A 21124-nucleotide genomic window follows, 5' to 3' on the forward strand; every position below is an offset into this window, starting at 1 on the left:
CCAGACTCTTCTCGGTAAGCGCACTAACCTGGCGGAGCTAGCTCCGCCCTAATGAACTGGAGAAGTTACATGGCTATAGGTGTATGGATTAGTCTCACTGCTTACTTTGCGCTCATGGTGGCCATCGGCGTTTATGCGATGCGCAAAGCGACCTCTTCGTCCGAAGACTACGTACTGGGCGGTAGAACGCTCAGTCCGCAAGTAGCCGCCCTATCGGCGGGTGCGTCGGATATGAGTGGTTGGTTGCTGCTTGGGTTACCTGGCGCAATGTTTGCCTCTGGCCTGGGGTCCGCCTGGATCGGCATCGGCCTGCTCGTAGGGGCGTTCTTTAACTGGACCTTGGTGGCACCGCGCCTGCGTGAACAGACGGTTCACTATGGGAATGCGATTACCATTCCGTCTTTCCTGGCAAATCGGTTCCCGACTCGGGCAATGTCGCTGAGAACGGTATCCGCTATCGTTATCGTGATCTTTTTTGCGGTTTACACGGCATCAGGTCTGGTGGCGGGCGGCAAACTATTTGAAAGCGCGTTTTCCGGCATTTTCAATTTCGGCGGTTTAAGCGACTACGCGGTAGGCATCATCATTACCCTGGGCGTGGTGCTGGTCTATACCGTTGTTGGTGGCTTTCTTGCCGTGAGCATGACGGATTTCGTACAGGGCTGCATCATGATGCTGGCACTGGTGATCATGCCAGCGGTGGTGCTGTTTGGTGAAGGGGGCGGTGGCTTCTCGCAAGCCTCACAAACCCTGAATGAAGTAGATCCAACGCTGCTCTCGTGGACTGACGGCCTGACCTTGATCGGTTGGTTGTCTGCCGTCACGTGGGGGCTTGGGTATTTCGGTCAGCCGCATATCATCGTGCGCTTCATGGCCATTCGCCATCTAAAAGATGTTCCGGTGGCCCGTAACATCGGCATGAGCTGGATGCTTATCTCACTCATCGGCGCTGTTGCGCTTGGCTTATTCGGCCGCGCCTATGCCGTGCGTAACGGTATGGAAATTGAGGACCCTGAAACGATCTTTATCATTCTGGCGAACCTGCTGTTCCATCCGCTAGTGACTGGGTTCCTGTTTGCGGCACTACTAGCAGCAATCATGAGCACCATTTCCAGCCAGTTGCTGGTGTCTTCTTCATCGCTGACCGAGGATTTCTATCGCCTGTTCCTGCGCAAAGAAGCCACCGAGAAAGAAAGTGTGACCGTCGGCCGTATTTGTGTGGTGCTGGTTGGCTTGGTGGCCGCCGTCATTGCATCCGACCCTGACTCTCAGGTGCTTGGCCTGGTTAGTAACGCGTGGGCAGGCTTTGGTGCGGCTTTCGGCCCGTTGATCATCCTGTCACTGATGTGGTCGCGTACGAACGGTGCAGGTGCTATCGCTGGCATGGTGGTGGGTGCCGCCACCGTGATGATCTGGATTGCGCTAGGCTGGAATGGCGAATTTATGGGCGGCCCAGGTGTTTACGAGATAATTCCTGGCTTCATTGCGTCGTTAATTGCCATCGTGGTGGTCAGTAACATTACCGCCGACGCGGGTGAATATCAGCATATTGAACGTTAAGCGAGTAAGAGACACCGTCTCAATAACGTTATAGATGGATCATGAGGCCTTCCCGTGGTGTACGTCATCAAGGGAAGGCCTCATGCGTTTTAAAGGCATTTTTTCCTGCGTTGGCTAAGCCTTACAACTCTTGCCCTGGATCAATATCCCCACCTGCCTGCCTCGTTACACTCATATGCATCATTGAGCGACTAATAAAAGCCGCCCGTTTGCAACCAGGAGTGAACCCATGCGCAAAGCCGCCCTGCCTACTCTACTCGTGACCAGTATTGCCGCTGCGGCAATGATGACCAGCAGCCAGGCATTCGCCTATGGTGCTGGCGACTTCTTTACCCGTGTTGGCGTGGCCAAAGTAGCCCCTAAAAGCGACAACGGCTCTTTAGCCGATGGTGCGCTTGCCGTTGATGTACAGGATGAAACCAATTTCGCATTCACCTTAGGCTATCGCTTCCACGACAAGATCGGCGTCGAGCTGTTAGCGGCACTGCCCTTTGAACATGACATTCATCTAAATGGCGACAATATCGCTTCTACCAAACACCTACCGCCGACGCTGACCCTGCAATACTATCCTTTAGGCGGCACTGAATCCCGCGTTCAGCCCTATGTAGGTGCCGGTATTAACTACACACGCTTTTCTGATGAAAAGCTGGCCATCGGTGATTTAGACCTGGATGATTCCTGGGGCGCTGCGGGTCAGGTAGGTGTTGATCTACTTATTGATGATCACTGGGCATTAAACGCCGCTGCCTGGTATCTCGACATTGATACCGATGCAAGCGTCAATGGTGCCGCCGCAGGCACCGTTGAGATAGACCCTGTTGTGGTCATGGCAGGTCTTAGCTACCGCTTCTAAGCTGCCCTCCCAGCGCATTATCGCCTGCATAACCCTAAAAGCCTGCCTTCCAGCAGGCTTTTTGGTTGGCATCATCACTCCCCTCAGCTTTCAGTCACGATTTGATCCACCCTCTCCACCGCGCGCACTATCAGTAATTGGTGATGAGCAGGTGTTTTTTCCTGCTGCAAGTAAGCCGCTACGGCAGGAGCAACCTCGCATTTAGCAGGCATGGCAGCATTAGCCTCGATCAAGGCGTTCAAACGGGCAATAAATACAAAACGTATCCATTGGGGCAACGACATCGTGTCGATGCAAAAGGGTTGTACGCTCTCGAAGGCGTCTGCATCCGGTGTCGGCATACGCCATAGATCAGCGGCCTTCATTGATGCTTCAAGCTCAAGAAGCGCAGTCTGCAATGGTTGATAAGTACTCATAACGTCGTTTGTGACTACCTCAAAATATAAAAAAAAGGTTGCGCTGACCCATTATCCCCACTCGGCGGACGTCTTACCACTCATCAACCTTTGTGGAAAGTTATCCATAGACTCACAGAAAACCTGCACGAGCCTGTGGATAAACTATGGAAAGGTGTCGCAGACGCTACTCTCATGCACCTTTCGCAACGTTGTTTATTTTTTAACCGTACTGTCATGAACGTAACCCAACCTCTTTTATGGGCATAAAAGCAAGTCCTTAAAACGGGTCATTAAAACCAGTTTTCTCAATGTCGACGGCTGACAGTGTTAGATCATCAAGGTAGAGTGCAGACTTGCAACGCGGAAGGATGTCATGCAACCGATTCACACTCTTGATGAGTTTTTTACCCGAAGTGGCGCCGAGGTTTCCCTCTACCACATGGGCCGCCATGTGACCGCCTGCCCTCGCCAGCTTCTCGCCCCCTTCGAGCGTGGCGAGGCGCCTTGGCCTGAGCCCTGGAAAGGCCAGGCACGCCTAGCCATTTTGTTTCGCTTGGGCGACATGCCCGAACCTGCCATCTGGTTTTTAGCGCTGCCGTTAGATGAGCAGGGAATACTAGTCCCAGCGCAACGCGATGCTTTCTTGAATCGTCTACTTGAAACCCTGGGCCGCAACGTTTCGCAAGTAGGACGTGAAAAAACCGCGGACGTGGATCATTTAATGAAGGATAATCCACTCGCGTTCACTCCCAGCATCACTTTCCAGGCGATGCTCAATGCGCGCGCCACTTTTGATAGTGGGTTGCCAGCCAGCCAGCACTTTGAGCCGGTTGAGGCTTATTTTAGTGGCCAGCAGCATATTGATTGGCAAGCATTGGGCTTACAGGGAATTGCCGATTATGTAGTGCGCATGGAAGCAGATGACGCTGAATCACTAGCAAAGGCATTTACCTCTCTGCCTACCGCCGTTATCCACTCGGTATGCTACTGTTTAGAACACCAACCGTTGCCAGCCACATTGGTGTCTGCACTGCATCAACGCGGCGAGATCGCTGCACAAGAAGGCGATATAGAAACCTTATGTGCGTGCCTGCGTGCCGTCGGAAGCACCCATGCAGTTGAAGCAGGCGAGTGGTATACCTCATTGCTTAACGATGCAGCGGTGTGCGGTCCGGATGTGCTGGCCGCCATGGCCGGACGTGGCTGGACATACCTTGAAGACGCTCAGCGCCTGCCTCTGTTTCTACAGCGGTTAGCAGAAGATGAGCGTACCGATTTCGCTGCCGTTGTGCGGGATATTGCGCTTATTCCAAGGCTACGCTTACCGGTAATGATGGCGCTACGCGATGCGCATGAAGGCACTCCCATTCAACGCCGTTTGACAACAATGATGTCACACAGGAACAGTTAACCTGATGTTGTCACTTTTATTTGCAAGGAGTAGGTCGTGAAGGAATTACCCTATCAGGCTAAAGCGGTTATTGGCCGCCGGGAGATGGTGACCTTACCTGAACTAGGGCTTCACCTATGCTGTAAAGCAGATACAGGCGCGCGAACGTCTGCCCTACATGCAGAAGACATTGAGACTCACGAAGATGAGCAGGGCCAACTGTGGGTAAGCTTTATTACTCATAGCGGCGGGCCGACAACACCGGCCCACCGTTATAGTTTGCACCTGCATGATAGACGCCGGGTAACCAGTTCCAATGGTCATAGCGAGTGGCGCTATGTTATCCGTACCCCGATGCACATGGGTGACCTGAATTTTCCAGTTGAACTGACCCTGACTGACCGCAGCAATATGCGCCATCCGATGCTGCTAGGACGCCGCGCTATGCGTCGCCTGCTGGTCGCACCGGGTGCTGCTTTTTTGCACGGTGAGCCTTAATTCTCTTATTAGTTGCCTTACGATAGGCTCGGAGTCTCCTACATGCATATCGCCCTACTGTCACGCAATCGCAATTTATATTCTACCCGCCGCTTAGTCGAAGCGGCAGAGCAGCGCGGTCATACCGCACGCGTGGTGGACACACTGCGTTGCTATATGAGCATTACCTCTCACCACCCTTCTATTCATTATAAAGGGGAAGAGATCGAGCACTTTGATGCCGTCATTCCGCGCATCGGTTCTTCTGTCACCTTTTATGGCTGTGCGGTACTACGCCAGTTTGAGATGATGGGCACCTACGTTATCAATGATAATGTCTCCATTACTCGCTCACGGGATAAGTTACGCTCACTGCAGTTGCTGTCGCGCAAAGGGCTGGGGCTGCCCATTACCGGTTTTGCACATTCGCCGGATGATATTCCCGATTTGATCACCATGGTCAAAGGGGCTCCTCTGGTGATCAAGCTGCTTGAAGGCACCCAAGGCATTGGCGTGGTCTTGGCGGAAACCAACCAGGCGGCTGAATCAGTCATTCAGGCGTTTATGGGCATGAAAGCCAATATCATGGTGCAGGAGTACATCAAAGAAGCTCGCGGCGCTGACATTCGCTGCTTTGTTATCGGCGACAAAGTGGTGGCATCAATGAAACGCCAGGCAGCCGAGGGTGAATTTCGATCTAATCTCCATCGCGGCGGCACTGCAAGCGTTATTCGGATTACCCCCGAAGAACGCTCGACGGCTATTCGCGCCGCGAAGGCGATGGGGCTTCGAGTAGCGGGTGTCGATTTGCTCCGCTCCAACCATGGCCCGGTTATTATGGAAGTGAATTCCTCGCCAGGATTGCAGGGCATAGAGAACGCCACCGGTAAGGATATTGCGGGCATGATCATCGAACATATCGAAAAAAACGCCACGCCAGCCCGTAAAGCGCCGCCCAAGCCTAAAGGCTAAGGCAAAAATATTAAAATAATCCGATTTGGGGGTGGCAAAACGACGCTGCCCCCCCCACAATCTGCGTCACCGAAGGAGGTAGACGCTCATGTTTCTCGATAATCGCCAAGTGGCGATGGACAGCGTATTGGAAGCGCTGGCCGATAGCATTGATTATTTCCAAGATAATATTGAACGCCTGCGCCCCTCCCTGCGCGATGCTTTAAAACCGCATTACGAGGCTCGGCTTAAGCAGATGCGGCAATTACAGGAGCTCGCCCGTGCGCATTTAAAAATGCTGCCACGCGATGCAGACGTTGAACGCGATGACTTTTTATGGCTCTGGAGTCGTCTAAAAAGCTTTGTGGGCAACGATAGCCAAGTGTTGATCAATGAGCTGCTTGAACAAGAGCGAGTGTTGATGCAGGCTCTCTCCTCGCTGTACACCCATCCGCTACCCGACCCGATAGAGCCGGTAGTGGAAGAGTGCATGCAGGGTTGCCGTAAGCTGATTCGTGAGCTTTACGCCCTACAAAAGCGCAAAACCCACCGCTGATATGGCTCGCCCAACGGTTAAGGGTTAAAGCGCTTATCCAGGGAGGGCAAAATGAGATCGATGGGCGCCCGTTTCCTCAACTCAATGGGCTCTGGCGTACCGAGAAAATACGGCTCTCTCCCCCATAGATAGAGATCGCCCAGGGTCGCGACGCGCGCCGTCCACTCGCGCAGTCTTAAGCCCCACTCCACGTTGATGGTGGGGTCGTCGGCCACACAGCCAGTCACGTCCATACCTAGCGCCCGGCCAATATACACCGCTCGAGGAAGATGCCAGCTTTGGGTAATTAATAGCGCTTTATCCAATTGAAAGACGTCACGTGCCCGCACTAACGTGTCATACGTGCTAAAACCGGCGAAATCCATCGTCAATTGATCAGGATCCACACCTCGCCGAAAAAGTTCGCGCCACATGGCGCGTGGCTCATTATAGGCTTGAGTTCGGTTATCTCCTGACAGTAATAAATGCTCGACCTGCGCCACGTCGATCAGCGTGGTCGCGGTTCGCATGCGCGCATGGAAATGGGGATTACGCACGCCGCTTCGCGTCCAGTTAGAAGTGCCAAAGACAATGCCCACTTTAGCTGGCAGACATTGCTGAGGTTTTCGTTCTATATAGGCGGCAGTGGTCGCCAGCACCCAAAAATTACCGGCTATAAACAGCAATGTCGCCAGAAGCAACATGGCTCCTAGCGACATTAACAAACGCTTCAACCAGATCAACATCACGTTGTGCATCCAGCGCCCAGCCGGGAATTAGAACATGCCGAGTTCAAGCTTTGCCTCGTCGCTCATCATGTCACGGCTCCAAGGGGGGCTGAAGACAATCTCAGTGTGTACTTTGCTGATTTGGGGAGCACCTAGGATTTTATTGCGTGCATCAGCAGCAATGACATCGCCCATGCCACAACCAGGCGCCGTTAGCGTCATGCGTATCGTGGCGATCCGATCACCGCTGATAAGGCGCTCAATCCGGCAGCCATAGACCAGACCCAGGTCAACGATATTGACGGGAATCTCAGGATCAAAGCAGGTGCGTAACTGCTCCCATACGAACTGCTCGATCTCTTCTTCACTCGCAGTCTCTGGAAGCGTCGGCCGAGGCAGCGACTCAAGGCCCAAGGCGTCCAGGTTGCGCCCCTCAATCAAGTAGAGACGCCCCTCGAAACCAACGCTCACCGAACTCCCTTTCGCTTGCATAACGCTAACAACACTATCTTCAGCTAGCGTTTCTGTTTTGCCAAACGGTATCGCAATAGCGTCGACATCGCGCTGAAGCGGTAACTGCTGGCCTCGTTCGAGACTGGCGACTTGCTCGAGATCCATAACTGTCCTTAAAAACGTTCTTCAAAGAGCTGGCCTTAAAGAACTGACCTTAGCGCACCATACCAATGACACGATGGAGTGCTTCAATAAAGCTATCCACTTCTTCCAGCGTATTATACGCCGCAAACGAAGCCCGGCAGGTAGCCTCCACACCAAAATGAGTCAGTAATGGCTGCGCACAGTGATTGCCTGTTCGGATAGCCACGCCGAGCTGATCAATCAACAGACCGATATCCTGGGAGTGAGCCCCATCCACCACAAACGAAAGCACCCCCGCTTTTTGCGGCGCGGTGCCCAATATCCGCATACCATCAATACGGTTCGCCGCCTGTGTGGCATGCTCAAGCAATACGCCTTCCCAAGCACCTATCGCCTCCACCCCAACACTCTCGACCCACTCAAGCGCCCTGCCCAAGGCTATCACCTCGGCTATGGCGGGGGTGCCGGCTTCAAACTTATGCGGAATATCGGCAAACGTGGAGCCAACATCAAAGGAGACGGTTTTGATCATTTCGCCGCCGCCCTGCCATGGGGGCATGGCCTCAAGCAGCGCTTGCTTCCCATAGAGCACGCCAACCCCGGTTGGCCCATACACTTTATGGCCTGAAAAGGCATAAAAATCGGCGTTGATTGCCTGGACATCGACCCGCTGATGCGGCGTGGCCTGAGCACCATCAATCAAGATTAACGCATCATACTGATGGGCAAGTGCTGACATCTCCTGCACGGGATTAATAGTACCCAACGCATTAGAGACATGATTGACCGCGACTAGCTTAGTCCGTTCACTCAACAGCGTGCGATAGGCGTCCATGTCCAGCGAGCCATCGTCTTTAACAGGTATCACCTTAATGGTAAATCCGATCTCGGCTGCCAGCAATTGCCAGGGTACGATGTTGGAATGGTGCTCCAGCATCGAAATCAGCACCTCATCGCCAGGGGCGAGATGGGTACGCCCCCAGCTTTGAGCGACCAGATTAATCGCTTCGGTGGTGCCGCGAGTAAAAATAATCTGACGTGCATCTTCTGCGTTGAGAAACGAGCGAACCTTATGACGGGTGCCTTCAAATGCCGCCGTCGCCTCATCGGCAAGGGTATGCAGCCCACGATGAATATTAGCGTTATAGCGTGAATAGTAATCGCTAAACACGTCAATCACCTGCTGAGGCGTCTGGCTAGTAGCTGCGTTATCTAAATAGATCAGCGGCTTACCGTGAACCTCACGGTTCAATACCGGAAAGTCCTGGCGCAGACGCGCGACATCAAAAGGCGCTTGCTCAAGCCTGGGTGTCGACTCAATAGCGGCATGTAGCATCATACACTCCTCATATAGTCGATGTGCTAGTCGTTCAGTGCGACCGCAGCTTCAACCAACCCAGCAAGATTGAATCGCTCTGGCAATTTACCCGCGACCGCTAACTCGACACGCTTTGCAATCTCATCCAGGGCGACTTTATCCAGCACTTCGCCAGCAAAGGCGAGAGTCAACAAACCACGTGCAGTAGCTTCGTCGATACCCCGGGTACGCAACGCGTAGATCGCCTCTTCATCCAACTGACCTGTCGTCGTGCCGTGTGAGCACTTAACGTCGTCAGCGTAGATTTCAAGCTCGGGCTTGGCATCGATGTGTGCGCGATCCGATAACAACAGGTTTTGGTTACTCTGGAAGCCTTCGATCTTCTGGCTATCGCGCTTGACGTAAACCTTGCCGTTAAACACCCCATGGGCGCGATCATCCAGAATGCCCTTGTAGTTCTCATTAGAGAACGTCAGCGGTGCATTGTGATTGACCTTGGTGTGATTATCGACGTGCTGGCGGCCCTGACCAAAGAACAAGCCCAGGAAGTTGGTTTCTGCACCCTGACCATTTAGATCACTGATCAAGTCATTACGCACCAGCGCCCCACCCAAGCTCAGGTTGTAGGAGGTGTAGCGAGTATCGCGACTCTGCTCAACGTGAATACTGGCGATATGCATATCGCCCAACGGGGCTTCTTGCAGCTTATAGTGTGACAGGATCGCACCACGGTCGAGCATCAACTCGGCAACCACGTTGGTGAAATTAGCCGCGTCGCTCTCGCCGGTGTAATGCTCGATCAGCGTTGCTTCACTGCGGCCACCGGCTTCCACCAGTACGCGGGGATGACTCATTACTGGCTCACCAGCGCGCGATAAAAACTGCAGTAGAATAGGCTTTTCAACGACCGTGCCTGGGGCAATGCGGATCACCGCACCCTCTTCCATAAAGGCCGTGTTCAACGCGGCAAACGGCGAGAAATCCACCCCGGTCAAGCGGCCAAGGGGACCGCCAACCGCTTCGTGGTTGTCACTCAGCGCTTTGGAGAGTGGTAATACCTGAACGCTTGACGGCAGCCCATCCACATCAGAAAGTGCAGATGAGTAAACGCCATCGACAAACGTCAACCGGTAAGCCTCGATCGGCAGTGTTAATGCAGCGGCGCTGGCGGGCGAGAATTCAGCGTTATCGGCCACCGCAAAATTACCCTGCGCAATTGAGCGCACATCGGTATATTTCCACTCTTCGTCTCGACGGGTAGGAAATCCCATCGCTTCAAAACGCGCAGCACCCGCCTGACGACGCGCCGCAATCCACGTTGGCTCCGCCTGATGGAGCGCACTCCGTGCTTTTAACGTCTCTAGAAAGGTTTGCGTATCGCTCATGCCACCGACTCCTCGATACCTTCGTACCCGTTAGCTTCCAGCTGCTTGGCCAATTCAGCGTCGCCGGTTTTCACGATACGGCCATCGACAAGGACGTGAACTTTGTCCGGCACAATGTAATCCAGCAGACGTTGATAGTGAGTGACCAGCAGAATGGCGCGGTCTTCATTACGCAGGCTGTTAACGCCATCGGCCACGACTTTCATCGCGTCGATATCAAGCCCCGAATCGATTTCATCCAGCATGGCTAGCTTCGGCTGAAGTACCAGCATTTGCAGAATTTCGTTGCGCTTTTTCTCACCACCAGAGAAGCCTTCGTTAACGGCACGCTGAAGGAAGCTGGCGTCCATTTTCATAAAGCCCAGTTTTTCTTTGACCAGCTTCATAAACTCAGGCGCAGGCATTTCTCCTTCACCACGCGCGACACGCTGAGCGTTAAGGGCGGACTTCAACAGATAGATGTTTTTGACCCCTGGAATCTCGACAGGGTATTGGAAACCTAACAGCAGGCCCGCCTGGGCGCGCTCTTCAATTTCCATTTCCAGCACGTCTTTACCTTCAAAAGTAACCGTACCTTGGGTAACTTCGTAACCATCCTTACCGGCGATGACCGCCGATAGTGTCGATTTACCCGCGCCGTTTGGCCCCATAATGGCGTGAACTTCACCCGCATTGATGGTTAAGGTTAAGCCTTTAAGAATCTCATTCCCATCGACGGTGACGTGTAAATCATTCACTTGCAACATTTTGATTACCTTCTAATTCTGGCGAGCCGCAACAGCGACACAGATAAAATTAACAGACCTAAGCAGTTAAACGCTTAGCCAACCGCACCTTCCAGGGTAACGCTCAATAACGCTTCGGCTTCGACCGCGAATTCCATCGGCAGCTCTTGGAAAACATCTTTACAGAAGCCGTTAACGATCATGCTGACAGCGTCTTCTTCAGAGATACCCCTGCTCTGGCAGTAGAACAGCTGGTCTTCGCCAATTTTCGAGGTGGTCGCTTCGTGCTCGATCGTCGCTGTGCTGTTACCTATTTCCTGATAAGGGAAGGTATGCGCACCGCAGGTATCGCCGATCAGCAACGAGTCGCACTGGGTAAAGTTTCGTGCGCCTTTGGCGCGAGGGCCGATTTTCACCAAGCCGCGATAGGATTGATCGCTTCTACCTGCTGAAATACCTTTGGCAACGATATAAGAGCGCGTGCCCTCACCGATGTGAATCATTTTGGTGCCGGTATCGGCCTGCTGACGTCCGTTCGTCACCGCAACGGAGTAAAATTCGCCAATACTCTCTTTGCCGCGCAACACACAGGAAGGATATTTCCAGGTGATCGCGGAGCCGGTTTCTACCTGGGTCCAGCTGATCCGTGAACGATCCCCACGGCAATCACCGCGTTTGGTAACAAAGTTGTAGATACCGCCTTTCCCGTTTTCATCACCGGGGTACCAGTTCTGCACGGTGGAGTACTTGATATAAGCGTCATCCAGGGCGACAAGCTCGACCACAGCAGCGTGAAGCTGATTTTCATCACGCATTGGGGCAGTACAGCCTTCCAGATAGGAGACCTGGGCGCGGTTCTCACAAATAATCAGCGTACGCTCAAACTGGCCGGTATTGGCTGCGTTGATACGGAAGTAGGTCGACAGCTCCATCGGGCAGGTGACACCTTCCGGCACAAACACGAAAGAGCCATCGGTAAACACCGCCGAGTTGAGTGCGGCAAAATAGTTATCCGCCACCGGAACCACCGTACCCAGGTACTGCTTGATTAACTCTGGGTAGTCGCGAATAGCCTCTGAAATGGAGCAGAAAATCACCCCTGCTTCACCCAGCTGCTTCTTGAAGGTCGTTGCCACTGAGACAGAATCGAATACAGCGTCAACGGCGACACCTGCCAGTGCGGCCCGCTCATGCAGCGGAATGCCCAGCTTTTCATAGGTTTCAAGCAGCTTGGGATCCACCTCGTCCAAGCTTTGCGGGCGGTCTTCCGGGCGCTTGGGTGCACTGAAGTAAGAGATAGACTGATAATCAATGGGCGGATAATCAAGATGCGCCCACGAAGGTGCCTCCATCTTCAGCCACTGACGGTAAGCGTCCAGGCGCCACTCCAGCATCCACTCCGGTTCGCCCTTCTTTTTGGAGATAAAGGCGATAGTGTTTTCGTCCAGGCCAGGTGGCAAGGTGTCGCTTTCAATATCGGTTACAAAACCGTCTTTGTATTCGCGACGAACCAACTGTTCCATTTCTTCGCTTGCCATGGTGATACCCTCCGGGCAGTTGGGTGGCGAGATTATCGCCTTCATTAATAAGTTAAGGCCTGCTGTACGTACGCGGCGTCTAGGCCGACGCCGCCGACAGGCTGATCGTTTGAATAGGTAATTGCACAGGCAGCCTGATCGGTGCTGTATCGGCCAAATGCGCCAGCGTCACGCTTTCAAGCAGTGTGCGCATCGCCAGTGAGACTCGTTGCCAGTTATCGGCGACGCTACAGGTCGCCACCAACTCACAATCGCCTTCTGCCTGGCTACACTCGGTCATGGCCACAGGCCCTTCAATCGCCGCGATAATATCGGCGGCGGTAATATGCGATGCTGGCCGAGCTAGCCGATATCCGCCTTGAGCGCCGCGCTGAGAAACCAGCAGGCCTGCACGTACCAGCATTTTGAGTGTTTTACTTACTGTTGGATGGGGCAACTGCACGGCATCAGCTAGCTCAGCCGCCGCATGCGATGCCTGCGGGTGACGGGCAATTTGCGCCATCACTACCGCCGCATAGTCTGTCAGCCGAGAAAGCTTAAGCATGTCGACTCCCCTCAATGTGATTGTCAATGCGCCACTAATTAAATAACCAGAGCGCTAATTGAGGACCATTTTAGTCCTGTATAAATTTGATGTGAAGCCCCAGAGCGAAATGGATAACAATTTACGTGCAATCACAGCACGTTCGACGCCGATAGCAACAAAAACAACAATCATTATCATTAAGGATGGCGGGTTATTATCCCTACGTTGACATCAGCCTTTGCATAGCATGCCAGCATCGGGTAATTTGCAGATAGTTATAAGTATTGATGGCCTTCATTGTAGCTGGCTATATACCCAGCCACGTTGGCGCTAACTGAGGATGAAAAGATGGATTCAGCCGTTAACAATATGGTCAACGCCTCGTTGGCGATGCAGCAGGCGCAGGTGGCCCAGCAAGCCCAGCTAAGCGTTTTCAAGGAAGCACTAGACGGGCAAGCCGCACATATTAGCGCGTTGATGGAAACCATTTCACTGGAACCCATGCTGGCCACCAGTGGCAGCGTCGGCACGCTCATCAATACCACTGCATAATTAATGCGATAGCTAATGCGATAGTTTTTGCGATAGTTAAATAATGTGAGAGTCAAAAAAAACAGCTCCCTGCTATTCTTGTTAATAGCAGGGAGCTGTTTTTTTAATCACCGGTTTTGTTAGCCATCGGTTTTGTTAGTAAGCGGGCCTGGCGGAGCGCGCCAAAAAAGTAGCCTCTCCTCAGCACTACTTTTTAACATCGCGCTTGGGCGTTAAGCCTTCTTGACGAACTCGGATTTCAGTTTCATTGGCCCGATACCGTCGATTTTACAGTCAATATCATGATCTCCGTCGACCAAGCGGATGCTTTTCACTTTAGTACCTACTTTAACGACCAGTGAACTACCCTTCACCTTCAGATCCTTGATCACTGTCACGCTGTCGCCGTCGACCAATTCATTGCCGTTGGCATCGCGTACGCTGGACGACTCACTACTGCCCTCCTCTTCGGCGACCTTCGACCATTCATGACCACACTCCGGGCATACATACTGAAGCCCATCGTCGTAGCTAAATTCCGAGGCACAGGCAGGACAGTTAGGCAGATCACTCATCGGATGGCTCCATCGTAAGGCTAATACAAAAGACCCTAATAAGGTCTAAGAAAGCGATGGAGCCTACACGGGTTACGCAAAATGTCCAGCCGAAGCGTTATTAGCCGCGCTGATAAGTGCCGACTAGGCGGTTCATACCCAGCAAATGCGGCTCTACTTCCTTGAGTAGCTCAGCAAGCGTCAGCCCCTCCGGGAGGGAGGTCTGGTGATCGAGTGCAAGTACCCAAAAGTAATAATGGTGTAAACCATGGCTCTCTGGCGGCATTGGGCCCGTATAGCCAGGTTTGCCGCCGTCATTCATGCCCTGGGTACCCACCGGCGTATTTTCGGCTAGTTCAAATAGATCACCAGGCAAATTATAGAGCACCCAGTGTACAAACCCATAAGCGCCCTCATTGACCAGCGGAGCATCGGGATCATGGCATATGACCGCATAGCCTTGAGTTCCCTCTGGAGCATCGTGCCATACCAGCGCGGGTGAGACATTGTCACCTTCGCCCGTGTGCTTGGAAGGAATCATCTGATGGTTCGCAAACGCGGAACTGGAAACCTTCATCGTTGAAAGTGCAAATGCCATGCTGCTCTCCTTAGTCAATCGAATAAATACTCGCCAACCCTACCCTGGCCACGCTGTCAGCGAGTCAGTTGCTGCTCGTGTTGCTGCCACCACTGCTGAGCCGTGGCGACATTCTCAGCATTGTATGCAGGATCGAGAACCACCTTTAACTGAACATAGTCGCCGCGAGTCCTCACCATCAGCTGAGGGTCCTGAGTGGCCAACTGCAGGGCATAAAGCACCAACATCTGCTCATATTCATCGGTGGTATTCAAGCGAGCAAACAGTAACGGTACAGCGGGCAGACCAAGCTCCCCTAACCGCTCAGCAGCGGTATACCAGGGTCGGCGGTTGTCATTATCGCCGTAGTAGGTGATAAAACGCCGATCAGCTAACCGACTAACGAAGTAAGACGCCTCTTCTTCTGGGCTGTTCAATAACGGCGGCACCCACTCACTCGCCATTGAGTTTGCTGGCCGCGTGTTAGCTACCATGCTGGGTGCACTCGGTGATGCGGGTGTGAGCGCCGCGTCAGCTTGCGCTTGATTAGGCGTGGGCGCCGGTCTCATTTCGCCAGCACAGCCTGATAACCATAGACTACTTATGAGGCATATCCCGAGTCCCCATCTATTTAGCGCGTATTGCTGCATGGTCTTTTTCCCTGTCCTCGCGATTAAGTAACCCACCGCCCCTGTTTTTTTAAGCGGCGTTTTACCCAGTTATCATACATCTTTCTTAGGACTGTTTTGATACCCGGTAGCCCAATGCCCCAAGCGATCGGCACCAATGGAGGGATACGACGCATCAATACCCGGTAAGCGTCAATTCCCTCAATCAGCGTCCCTTGCGCGGTTTCGATATGCAGAGAACGCAGCGCCATGAAAGGGTCCACGCCTTTATCACGCAGAAGCTGCTCATGTTCGCTTACATCAAGCCATTGAATATCATCTGCACGGTGACCCGCCCAACGCTCGTAGCGTCGCCGCTCATTGCGGCAAAGCGGGCACTGGGCATCATAGAAAACGCTGATTGAAGTCTTATCGATCATAGGATTTCTCTGCATCAAGACGCTTTGTCACTGTCTACACTATGTCTTGTGTAGTGTGACATCTGCTGATGGTTGCGCAAACTTTTAACAAATGCTCTCTCGTTTAGGCCTTGCCGATGAATCCCGTTCTCAGTAAACAGCTATTAATCATTGCCCACGCCCCCTCACCCAATACCCAGCGACTGCGTGAAGCCGCCTACAAAGGCGCCAGCCACGAAGATCTTGAACAGCTTAATTGTGTGGTCAAAGCCCCACTAGAAGCAGGTCCAGAGGACGTACTTGCCTGTGACGCCATTGTGCTAGGGACTACTGAGAACCTGGGCTACATGAGCGGTGCACTCAAGGATTTTTTTGATCGCACCTATTATGCCGTATTAGAAAAGAAGCAGGGGCTGCCCTGCGCACTCTTTATCCGCGCAGGACATGACGGTACGGGCACCCAGCGTGCAGTGGAAAGCATTGTTACCGGCCTTCGCTGGCGTTGGGTTCAGCCACCGCTGATTTTACGAGGGGAGTGGCAGCCGACGTTTGCCGATCAGGTAGAAGAACTGAGCATGACATTAGCGTTTAGTGTTGAAAGTGGCATTGTATAACCTGGCATTGCCTGCCTTACTGTAGATACGCAGGTTGCGACCGCCGTTTTCTGGCCAGCCGTCGCCAATGCCGTTTTACGGTTGTGTTTATCCAACAAACGTATGTCAGGTAGCCATTATGCATAACGTCATTGCCTTTTATGATGATCGTGTACTCGAACACGAACCCAATATCGAGGCCGATTTTTTACCCCAGCGGATCGATAAACGTATTCGTCATCTGCTGGCTGGACTTCCAGTACCGTGGAAATACCCAGAGCATCCCGGACGACTAATCGCCATCCAGCGGCTACTTGAGAAAGCACCGATTGCGGGATTACAGATCGAAGGGGGCAAAGCCGCCACCCATGAGCAATTAGCCCGGGTACACACCACCTCATATCTGAATGAAATTTTTAGTCTGCGGGGTAAAAATGCATGGCTGGATGTGGATACCACGGCTGTCTCCCCTGGCAGTATTGAGGCTGCCGAAGTGGCGGCGGGAACCGCCATTGCCGCCGTAGAAGCGGTGATGGAAAAGCGTGCGAAAAGTGCGTTTGCACTCGTGCGCCCCCCCGGACACCACGCGGAGCCAGTGCGTGCTCGAGGCTTTTGCTTATTTAACAATGTCGCGGTCGCCGCAGCCCATGCGCGTAGTGCATTGGGCTGTCAACGCGTGCTGATCGTCGACTGGGATGCTCATCACGGTAATGGCACCCAGGATATTTTTTGGGCGGAACCCGACGTGATGTTTTTTGATGTCCATCGCGCCGCGCCCTTCTACCCCGGTTCTGGGCACCTGGAAGAGGTAGGTGCTGGGCTGGGCGAAGGCACCACCATCAATGTGCCGCTGCCAGCGGGGGCAGGTGATGAGGCATATCTCAAAGCGTTTCGGGATATTCTGGCACCGGCAGCGGCGTGGTTTAAACCCGATATCATTTTAGTGTCAGCGGGCTTTGACCCCCACTGGCACGATTTGGCCTTGAATGTTTCCTATGAGGGGTTTGGTGCACTAACAGGTTTTTTACAGCAATTGGCCAAGCAGCATTGTGACGACCGCCTGGTCTTCGTCTTAGAGGGAGGTTATAACCTGGAGTCGCTGGCAAATGGAACGCGATCGGTGCTCGCAGTACTGGCGGGTAACACCGTGCCGGTGCCTGACACTTGCGGCATTGCAGAAGTCGACGCCGCCGCGGATTTTCACCGCACCGCCTTTCTCTCTGAGTAGGACAAAAAAAGCGACAACGGCAGGTTTGCGATAGCCGCCATGAAAAACACCCCAATCGTTGGATGAGTGTCCAACTCTTGGGGTGCAGTTCAAGGTGCCGTTGCGTTCTTACTCAAGCTAATCGCTAACGTTGGCGTTGCGATTATTTCAGCCGTTCAAACACCGTTGCCACACCTTGGCCCATGCCAATACACATGGTGGCTAGGCCCAGTGTAGTGTCACGCTGTTTCATCACGTTCAACAAGGTGGTGCAAATGCGCGAGCCTGAACAACCCAACGGGTGACCCAAGGCAATGGCGCCACCGTGCAGGTTAACCTTCTCGTCCATCGCATCCAGGAAACCTAAATCTTTCAGTACCGGGATACCTTGAGCGGCGAAGGCTTCGTTAAGCTCGACCGTCTGAATATCGGCGGCGGAAAGACCAGCAATTTTAAGTGCTTTCTTCGACGCAGGTACCGGACCATAGCCCATGATTGATGCATCGCAACCCGCCACGCCGGTGGATAGCACGCGAGCAATAGGTTCTAGCCCAAGCGCTTGGGCACGCTCATAGCTCATCACCGCCATTGCTGAGGCGCCTACCGACAACGCTGACGAGGTGCCTGCCGTAACGGTGCCGTTACGCGGATCAAAGACAGGCTTCAGGTTCGCCATGGATTCCAGGCTGGCGTCTTCACGAATCACTTCATCACGATTTACCATGACTTTGTAGCCGCGCTGGTCGTGGCCCTCGACACCGATAATCTCGTTGTCAAAATAGCCTTTTTCCATTGCCGCCTGGGCGCGCTGGTGAGAGCGCACGCCGAACTTATCCTGCTCTTCACGAGTAACGCCGTGCATCTTGCCGAGCAGCTCGGCGGTTAAGCCCATCATCATGGCCGCTTTAGCCGCGTACTTGCTGGCCGCCGGGTTAACGTCAACGCCATGAGCCATGGGGACGTGCTCCATGTGCTCCACGCCGCCGATAATAAAGAAGTCACCCATACCGGCTTTGATGTTGGCAGCCGCGATATGCAGTGCCGTCATCGAAGAGCCACACAGGCGGTTAACCGTTTGTGCAGGCACCGTGCGGGGGATACCGGTCATGATAGCCGCGTTACGGGCAATGTTCATGGACTGTTCAAGCGTCTGGTTAACGCAGCCCCAGATCACGTCATCCACTTCTGACGGATCCAGATTGGGATTGCGGGCAAACAATGCCTGCATTGCGGCGGCGGAAAGGTTTTCAGCACGAACGTTACGAAAAGCACCATTCTTGGCTTTCGCCATGGCGGTACGAACACCGTCAACCACCACAATATCTCTCGGATTCAAACTCATCTTATAACTCCTATGGGTGGTGGTTAAGCCTGATTACCAGACGCTTCGCCAGACTGAGCTGCAGAATAAAACTGCTCGTTGTTTTGAGCCATCTGGCGCAACTTGTCAGTAGGCGCATAAAGTGCCCCCAATTCTTTAGACAAATCCTCCGCCAGCGCTACAAACTCGGCGACGCCCATGGCATCGATATAGCGCAGCGCGCCACCGCGGAACGGCGGGAAACCGATGCCATAGATCAGCGCCATGTCGGCTTCAGCAGGAGTGGCGACAATGCCATCTTCCAGGCAGCGTACGGTTTCCAGACACAGCGGCACCATCATGCGAGCGATGATGTCTTCGTCGGAAAACGTTTTTTGCTCCTTAACCACTTCTTTTACCAAGGCATACGCCGCGTCATCGGTGACTTTCTTCGGCTTACCCTTTTTGTCTTCTTCGTAGGCATAAAAGCCTTTGTCGTTCTTCTGGCCCAGGCGATCATTATCGTACATCACCTGAATGGCTGTTTTACCTTCGCGTGCCATACGCTCGGGGAAACCTTCGGCCATCACCTCGTTGGCATGAACGGCGGTATCCAGCCCCACCACATCAAGCAGGTAGGCGGGGCCCATGGGCCAGCCGAATTTCTCCATTACTTTATCGACGTGCTGGAAGTCAGCGCCTTGTTCGACCAGGAAGCTAAAACCGCCAAAGTAAGGGAAGAGCACGCGGTTGACCAAAAAGCCGGGGCAGTCGTTGACCACGATCGGCGTTTTACCCATTGCCCGGGCGTAAGCCACGGTTGCGGCGACGGCAGCGTCTGAGGTTTTCTCGCCACGAATCACTTCCACCAAAGGCATACGGTGCACGGGGTTGAAAAAGTGCATGCCACAGAAGTTTTCAGGCCGTTTTAAGTTTTGCGCCAACCGATTGATCGAAATCGTCGACGTGTTTGAGGTCAGGATGGTGTTCTCGCTGACCATACCTTCCACTTCGGTGAGCACGGCATCTTTGACTTTGGGGTTCTCAACGACCGCCTCAACCACCAGGTCAACGTTACCAAAATCACCGTAAGAGAGTGTCGGGCGAATATTAGTCAGCTTTTCTGCCATTTGTTCATTGCTAAGCTTGTTACGCTCAACCTGCTTGGCAAATAGCTTACGGGCTTCTTTCAGACCTAACTCAATGGCCTCGTCCTTGATATCCTTCATCAGGATCGGCGTGCCCTTAGAAGCACTCTGATAAGCGATACCACCGCCCATGATACCGGCACCCAATACCGCTGTTTGCTTCACTGGCTGCGCTTGCTTTTCATATTTGCCAGCTTTCTTCTTGACGACCTGGTCGTTAAGGAACAGGCCTACCAAGTTAAATGCCACGCTGCTCAGCGCCAGCTTGGCGAATGCTTTCGCTTCAATCGCCTGGGCACGATCACGCCCTTCGCCTGCGCCTTTTTGAATCACCTTGATGGCTTCAACCGGCGCGGGATAGTGAGGGCCCGCTTTGCCAGCGACATAACCTTTAGCGGTCTCGAACGCCATCATTTGCTCAATAGGATTGAGCTTAAGTGGGCTTGTCTTCTCGGCACGGCGGGCTTGGTAATCCAGCTCGCCAGCGTTGGCACGATCAAGCATATCCAGTGCGGCGTCTTGCAACTGCTCGCCTTTTACCACGGCATCAACAGCGCCTACTTTCAAGGCGGCATCAGCACGGTTTTCAGTACCACCAGCGATCCACTCGATCGCGTTGTCGGCACCAATAATCCGCGGCAGGCGTACACAACCGCCCCACCCTGGCAGAATGCCCAGTTTGGTTTCGGGCAGGCCGATTTTCGCTTTTTCGCCCATCACACGAAAGTCGGTGGTCAATAGCACTTCACAGCCACCGCCCAGCGCCAGTCCGTTAATCGCCGTGACCGTGGGGAACGGCAAATCTTCAATCGCATTAAAGATGTCATGAACCTTAAGGTTCATTTCCACAAGGTACTCTTCACCTTTATCAAACAGCGTGTGAAACTCGGTGATATCGGCACCCACAATGAACACGTCTTTACCACTAGCAATGAGCAAGCCCTTTAAATTGCTCTCAGCTTGAATAGCCTTCACTGCTTCGCCCAGCTCTGTGACAACAGCACTAGAAAGCTTGTTGATGGACTCACCTTTCAGGTCGAAAGTGAGCATAGCGATATCATTGCCATTCGGGGTGTCACGATGTTCCACCGTGATGGCGTTGCCTTGATAGATCATCCGCGCTCTCTCCACAATTCGGGCTGGCCCTGAAAAAAGAGCCACCACTTTTCATACGGTCGTTTGATAGCGTTAGCTTGGTTGAGT

General features: G+C 53.3%; 23 protein-coding genes. 9 read left to right on the forward strand and 14 right to left on the reverse strand.

Annotated elements, in window-relative coordinates; all coding sequences use genetic code 11:
• The first annotated feature begins 69 nt into the window (after nucleotides 1–69).
• On the forward strand, nucleotides 70–1560 hold the full coding sequence (gene putP, locus ACFFLD_RS13385) for a sodium/proline symporter PutP (protein ID WP_386041445.1): 1491 nt from the start codon (nucleotides 70–72) through the stop codon (nucleotides 1558–1560).
• Between the two features lie 229 nt (nucleotides 1561–1789).
• Nucleotides 1790–2416 (forward strand): OmpW/AlkL family protein, encoded by a 627-nt coding sequence (locus ACFFLD_RS13390; protein WP_386041447.1) that lies wholly within the window; start codon nucleotides 1790–1792, stop codon nucleotides 2414–2416.
• Nucleotides 2417–2499: 83 nt separating this feature from the next.
• Here ACFFLD_RS13390 and ACFFLD_RS13395 read toward each other — a convergent pair whose 3' ends face one another.
• Nucleotides 2500–2832 carry a YqcC family protein gene (locus tag ACFFLD_RS13395; RefSeq protein WP_386041449.1) on the reverse strand — a complete coding sequence of 111 codons (333 nt, stop codon included), beginning with the start codon at nucleotides 2830–2832 and terminating at the stop codon, nucleotides 2500–2502.
• Between the two features lie 355 nt (nucleotides 2833–3187).
• On the opposite strand from ACFFLD_RS13395, the gene ACFFLD_RS13400 reads away from it, so the two are divergent.
• From ACFFLD_RS13400 to ACFFLD_RS13415, 4 genes are all read left to right on the forward strand, one after another.
• Complete coding sequence (locus ACFFLD_RS13400) at nucleotides 3188–4225, forward strand: DUF3549 family protein (protein ID WP_386041451.1); 1038 nt, start codon at nucleotides 3188–3190, stop codon at nucleotides 4223–4225.
• A gap of 36 nt (nucleotides 4226–4261) precedes the next feature.
• The gene (locus ACFFLD_RS13405) at nucleotides 4262–4702 is read left to right on the forward strand and encodes an ATP-dependent zinc protease family protein (RefSeq protein ID WP_386041453.1); all 441 of its coding nucleotides are present in this window, start codon (nucleotides 4262–4264) and stop codon (nucleotides 4700–4702) included.
• Between the two features lie 42 nt (nucleotides 4703–4744).
• Nucleotides 4745–5653 carry a 30S ribosomal protein S6--L-glutamate ligase gene (gene rimK, locus ACFFLD_RS13410; protein ID WP_386041455.1) on the forward strand — a complete coding sequence of 303 codons (909 nt, stop codon included), beginning with the start codon at nucleotides 4745–4747 and terminating at the stop codon, nucleotides 5651–5653.
• Nucleotides 5654–5741: 88 nt separating this feature from the next.
• A complete protein-coding gene (locus tag ACFFLD_RS13415; protein WP_386041457.1) occupies nucleotides 5742–6188 on the forward strand; it encodes a hypothetical protein in 447 nt (148 codons plus the stop codon).
• A gap of 17 nt (nucleotides 6189–6205) precedes the next feature.
• Here the strand turns inward: ACFFLD_RS13415 and ACFFLD_RS13420 are convergent, their stop codons facing one another.
• The 7 genes from ACFFLD_RS13420 to ACFFLD_RS13450 form a co-directional block, all read right to left on the reverse strand.
• Entirely contained in the window at nucleotides 6206–6925 is a 720-nt protein-coding gene (locus ACFFLD_RS13420) for a SanA/YdcF family protein (RefSeq protein ID WP_386041459.1), read from the reverse strand.
• 18 nt (nucleotides 6926–6943) lie between these two features.
• Entirely contained in the window at nucleotides 6944–7513 is a 570-nt protein-coding gene (gene sufT, locus ACFFLD_RS13425; protein WP_386041461.1) for a putative Fe-S cluster assembly protein SufT, read from the reverse strand.
• A 49-nt stretch (nucleotides 7514–7562) separates the two neighbouring features.
• Nucleotides 7563–8828, reverse strand: coding sequence for a SufS family cysteine desulfurase (locus ACFFLD_RS13430; RefSeq protein WP_386041463.1), 1266 nt, complete (start codon nucleotides 8826–8828; stop codon nucleotides 7563–7565).
• Between the two features lie 26 nt (nucleotides 8829–8854).
• A complete protein-coding gene (gene sufD / locus ACFFLD_RS13435; protein WP_386041465.1) occupies nucleotides 8855–10195 on the reverse strand; it encodes a Fe-S cluster assembly protein SufD in 1341 nt (446 codons plus the stop codon).
• Nucleotides 10192–10941 carry a Fe-S cluster assembly ATPase SufC gene (gene sufC / locus ACFFLD_RS13440; RefSeq protein WP_386041467.1) on the reverse strand — a complete coding sequence of 250 codons (750 nt, stop codon included), beginning with the start codon at nucleotides 10939–10941 and terminating at the stop codon, nucleotides 10192–10194. The genes sufD and sufC overlap by 4 nt, the downstream gene beginning before the upstream one ends.
• 74 nt (nucleotides 10942–11015) lie before the next feature.
• Nucleotides 11016–12458, reverse strand: coding sequence for a Fe-S cluster assembly protein SufB (gene sufB / locus ACFFLD_RS13445; protein WP_386041570.1), 1443 nt, complete (start codon nucleotides 12456–12458; stop codon nucleotides 11016–11018).
• Nucleotides 12459–12537: 79 nt separating this feature from the next.
• Nucleotides 12538–13002, reverse strand: coding sequence for an SUF system Fe-S cluster assembly regulator (locus tag ACFFLD_RS13450; protein ID WP_386041469.1), 465 nt, complete (start codon nucleotides 13000–13002; stop codon nucleotides 12538–12540).
• Between the two features lie 330 nt (nucleotides 13003–13332).
• Here ACFFLD_RS13450 and ACFFLD_RS13455 point away from each other — a divergent pair, with 330 nt between their 5' ends.
• A complete protein-coding gene (locus ACFFLD_RS13455; RefSeq protein ID WP_386041471.1) occupies nucleotides 13333–13536 on the forward strand; it encodes a putative motility protein in 204 nt (67 codons plus the stop codon).
• Nucleotides 13537–13748: 212 nt separating this feature from the next.
• Here ACFFLD_RS13455 and ACFFLD_RS13460 read toward each other — a convergent pair whose 3' ends face one another.
• The 4 genes from ACFFLD_RS13460 to ACFFLD_RS13475 all read right to left on the reverse strand — a co-directional run bounded on the left by ACFFLD_RS13460 (nucleotide 13749) and on the right by ACFFLD_RS13475 (nucleotide 15694).
• Nucleotides 13749–14090: a zinc ribbon domain-containing protein YjdM gene (locus ACFFLD_RS13460; protein ID WP_386041473.1), complete on the reverse strand. Its 342-nt coding sequence runs from the start codon at nucleotides 14088–14090 to the stop codon at nucleotides 13749–13751.
• A 100-nt stretch (nucleotides 14091–14190) separates the two neighbouring features.
• The gene (locus ACFFLD_RS13465; protein ID WP_386041475.1) at nucleotides 14191–14667 is read right to left on the reverse strand and encodes a YbhB/YbcL family Raf kinase inhibitor-like protein; all 477 of its coding nucleotides are present in this window, start codon (nucleotides 14665–14667) and stop codon (nucleotides 14191–14193) included.
• A 56-nt stretch (nucleotides 14668–14723) separates the two neighbouring features.
• The gene (locus ACFFLD_RS13470; protein ID WP_386041477.1) at nucleotides 14724–15110 is read right to left on the reverse strand and encodes a hypothetical protein; all 387 of its coding nucleotides are present in this window, start codon (nucleotides 15108–15110) and stop codon (nucleotides 14724–14726) included.
• Nucleotides 15111–15319: 209 nt separating this feature from the next.
• Nucleotides 15320–15694, reverse strand: a complete 375-nt coding sequence (locus tag ACFFLD_RS13475; RefSeq protein ID WP_386041479.1) for a thiol-disulfide oxidoreductase DCC family protein — start codon at nucleotides 15692–15694, stop codon at nucleotides 15320–15322.
• Nucleotides 15695–15810: 116 nt separating this feature from the next.
• Between ACFFLD_RS13475 and ACFFLD_RS13480 the strand changes: the two genes are divergently transcribed.
• Together ACFFLD_RS13480 and ACFFLD_RS13485 are read left to right on the forward strand one after the other, a co-directional pair.
• Nucleotides 15811–16287, forward strand: coding sequence for a flavodoxin family protein (locus ACFFLD_RS13480; RefSeq protein WP_386041481.1), 477 nt, complete (start codon nucleotides 15811–15813; stop codon nucleotides 16285–16287).
• A 118-nt stretch (nucleotides 16288–16405) separates the two neighbouring features.
• Nucleotides 16406–17494, forward strand: a complete 1089-nt coding sequence (locus ACFFLD_RS13485; protein ID WP_386041483.1) for a histone deacetylase family protein — start codon at nucleotides 16406–16408, stop codon at nucleotides 17492–17494.
• Between the two features lie 142 nt (nucleotides 17495–17636).
• Here ACFFLD_RS13485 and fadA read toward each other — a convergent pair whose 3' ends face one another.
• Together fadA and fadB are read right to left on the reverse strand one after the other, a co-directional pair.
• Entirely contained in the window at nucleotides 17637–18815 is a 1179-nt protein-coding gene (gene fadA / locus ACFFLD_RS13490) for an acetyl-CoA C-acyltransferase FadA (protein ID WP_386041486.1), read from the reverse strand.
• A gap of 23 nt (nucleotides 18816–18838) precedes the next feature.
• Nucleotides 18839–21037: a fatty acid oxidation complex subunit alpha FadB gene (gene fadB / locus ACFFLD_RS13495; RefSeq protein WP_386041488.1), complete on the reverse strand. Its 2199-nt coding sequence runs from the start codon at nucleotides 21035–21037 to the stop codon at nucleotides 18839–18841.
• Nucleotides 21038–21124 lie beyond the last annotated feature (87 nt).

The organism is Vreelandella sulfidaeris (genome assembly GCF_042429665.1).
Taxonomy (GTDB): Bacteria; Pseudomonadota; Gammaproteobacteria; order Pseudomonadales; family Halomonadaceae; genus Vreelandella.

What these genes read in the sequence shown, in the direction of transcription:
- ACFFLD_RS13465 (WP_386041475.1), bottom strand. Translation starts at nt 14,667, where the DNA reads ATGGCATTTGCACTTTCAACGATGAAGGTTTCCAGTTCCGCGTTTGCG.
- ACFFLD_RS13480 (WP_386041481.1), top strand. Translation starts at nt 15,811, where the DNA reads ATGAATCCCGTTCTCAGTAAACAGCTATTAATCATTGCCCACGCCCCC.
- sufD (WP_386041465.1), bottom strand. Translation starts at nt 10,195, where the DNA reads ATGAGCGATACGCAAACCTTTCTAGAGACGTTAAAAGCACGGAGTGCG.
- ACFFLD_RS13390 (WP_386041447.1), top strand. Translation starts at nt 1,790, where the DNA reads ATGCGCAAAGCCGCCCTGCCTACTCTACTCGTGACCAGTATTGCCGCT.
- ACFFLD_RS13455 (WP_386041471.1), top strand. Translation starts at nt 13,333, where the DNA reads ATGGATTCAGCCGTTAACAATATGGTCAACGCCTCGTTGGCGATGCAG.
- fadA (WP_386041486.1), bottom strand. Translation starts at nt 18,815, where the DNA reads ATGAGTTTGAATCCGAGAGATATTGTGGTGGTTGACGGTGTTCGTACC.
- ACFFLD_RS13460 (WP_386041473.1), bottom strand. Translation starts at nt 14,090, where the DNA reads ATGAGTGATCTGCCTAACTGTCCTGCCTGTGCCTCGGAATTTAGCTAC.
- ACFFLD_RS13395 (WP_386041449.1), bottom strand. Translation starts at nt 2,832, where the DNA reads ATGAGTACTTATCAACCATTGCAGACTGCGCTTCTTGAGCTTGAAGCA.
- sufB (WP_386041570.1), bottom strand. Translation starts at nt 12,458, where the DNA reads ATGGCAAGCGAAGAAATGGAACAGTTGGTTCGTCGCGAATACAAAGAC.
- ACFFLD_RS13485 (WP_386041483.1), top strand. Translation starts at nt 16,406, where the DNA reads ATGCATAACGTCATTGCCTTTTATGATGATCGTGTACTCGAACACGAA.
- ACFFLD_RS13450 (WP_386041469.1), bottom strand. Translation starts at nt 13,002, where the DNA reads ATGCTTAAGCTTTCTCGGCTGACAGACTATGCGGCGGTAGTGATGGCG.
- ACFFLD_RS13470 (WP_386041477.1), bottom strand. Translation starts at nt 15,110, where the DNA reads ATGGCGAGTGAGTGGGTGCCGCCGTTATTGAACAGCCCAGAAGAAGAG.
- ACFFLD_RS13420 (WP_386041459.1), bottom strand. Translation starts at nt 6,925, where the DNA reads ATGCACAACGTGATGTTGATCTGGTTGAAGCGTTTGTTAATGTCGCTA.
- sufC (WP_386041467.1), bottom strand. Translation starts at nt 10,941, where the DNA reads ATGTTGCAAGTGAATGATTTACACGTCACCGTCGATGGGAATGAGATT.
- fadB (WP_386041488.1), bottom strand. Translation starts at nt 21,037, where the DNA reads ATGATCTATCAAGGCAACGCCATCACGGTGGAACATCGTGACACCCCG.
- rimK (WP_386041455.1), top strand. Translation starts at nt 4,745, where the DNA reads ATGCATATCGCCCTACTGTCACGCAATCGCAATTTATATTCTACCCGC.
- ACFFLD_RS13415 (WP_386041457.1), top strand. Translation starts at nt 5,742, where the DNA reads ATGTTTCTCGATAATCGCCAAGTGGCGATGGACAGCGTATTGGAAGCG.
- ACFFLD_RS13400 (WP_386041451.1), top strand. Translation starts at nt 3,188, where the DNA reads ATGCAACCGATTCACACTCTTGATGAGTTTTTTACCCGAAGTGGCGCC.
- sufT (WP_386041461.1), bottom strand. Translation starts at nt 7,513, where the DNA reads ATGGATCTCGAGCAAGTCGCCAGTCTCGAACGAGGCCAGCAGTTACCG.
- ACFFLD_RS13475 (WP_386041479.1), bottom strand. Translation starts at nt 15,694, where the DNA reads ATGATCGATAAGACTTCAATCAGCGTTTTCTATGATGCCCAGTGCCCG.
- putP (WP_386041445.1), top strand. Translation starts at nt 70, where the DNA reads ATGGCTATAGGTGTATGGATTAGTCTCACTGCTTACTTTGCGCTCATG.
- ACFFLD_RS13430 (WP_386041463.1), bottom strand. Translation starts at nt 8,828, where the DNA reads ATGCTACATGCCGCTATTGAGTCGACACCCAGGCTTGAGCAAGCGCCT.